Annotated in this window: 1 protein-coding gene and 1 rRNA gene; both read left to right on the top strand. The window is 37.8% G+C overall.

The genetic code is table 11. From position 1 onward, the window contains the following. Positions 1 to 94: ribosomal RNA gene (rrf, locus tag V8G47_RS20775) — 5S ribosomal RNA — on the top strand; the annotation flags it as partial. Positions 95 to 141: 47 nt separating this feature from the next. Beyond that, the gene (locus tag V8G47_RS20770) at positions 142 to 279 is read left to right on the top strand and encodes a hypothetical protein (protein WP_336201686.1); all 138 of its coding nucleotides are present in this window, start codon (positions 142 to 144) and stop codon (positions 277 to 279) included. Positions 280 to 1033 lie beyond the last annotated feature (754 nt).

Here is a 1033-nt window from a genome sequence, read left to right as displayed (position 1 = left end):
CACACCCGTTCCCATGCCGAACACGGAAGTTAAGCTCTTCAGCGCCGATGGTAGTTGGGGGATCTCCCCCTGTGAGAGTAGGACGTCGCCAGGCAAATAGGAAAAAGAGTAACTCTTAGGGGTTACTCTTTTTGTTTTGGTTTGAAGTTCGAAGAACATTGTGAGAGAGACGCTGTTTTAGGGACAGAGTGTCTGCCTGTTGGCGAAGAAGGAACTGGGATGAGGGATGGAGTGTTATGGGTGAGGACGGCGTTAAGGGAATTCGACACCCCGGCATGATTAATTGAAATGCCGCATGAAAAATCACAACCTAGCATGAAAAACTTACTCCCCGCACGAAAATAATCGATCCGGCATGATCCCCATCAGATCTTGCATGAATTTTCCCAAAAGGTGATCTTCACAATCAATCTATTACGTTAAAAGCTCTTTTTACATAGGAAGAAGGAGTGAGAGGGTGGAATATGTACTGAGAAAATTAAAATGTGGACTCAACAATGGGTCTTAGCACAGTTTTTGCCCGTTTCGACGCAATGAAATCAATGCAAGTACTTCTAAATAATAATAGAATAAAACAACCTATTAAAATAATAAAGCATACAATTAGTCATCTGAAAAAATCTAAATTAGATATTGCTATCAAGTTATTGTATGTGGTATTATTGCTTTTCCGCCTTTTTCAAAGAAGACCTAACTAACTTTAACTCTTTGAGGTTCTTTTTAAGTGTTTAATAACTTATAAATAAAAAAGATAATAAACATTTAAAAAGAAGTTGACTTCTACGAAGTTAACTGGTAAAGTATTATTTGTTGCCGCAAACGAGCAACGCAACATGAAAAACTTGACCAAAACTTCTTTCAGAAAGTTGTTGACAACAAGTTAACATTCATGTAACATAGTAAGGGTCGCTTCGAGAGAAGTGCTACATTGAACCTTGAAAACTGAACAAAACAAGACAATACGTCAACGTTAATTCTAGATTTATTTTTAAAGAGCTATTCAAACTTTTATCGGAGAGTTTGATCCTGGCTC

This window comes from Rossellomorea sp. LJF3, assembly GCF_037046045.1.
Lineage (GTDB): Bacteria > Bacillota > Bacilli > Bacillales > Bacillaceae_B > Rossellomorea.
Note: the sequence above shows the minus strand (reverse complement) of the source record. Positions and strands in the feature narration are given on the sequence as shown.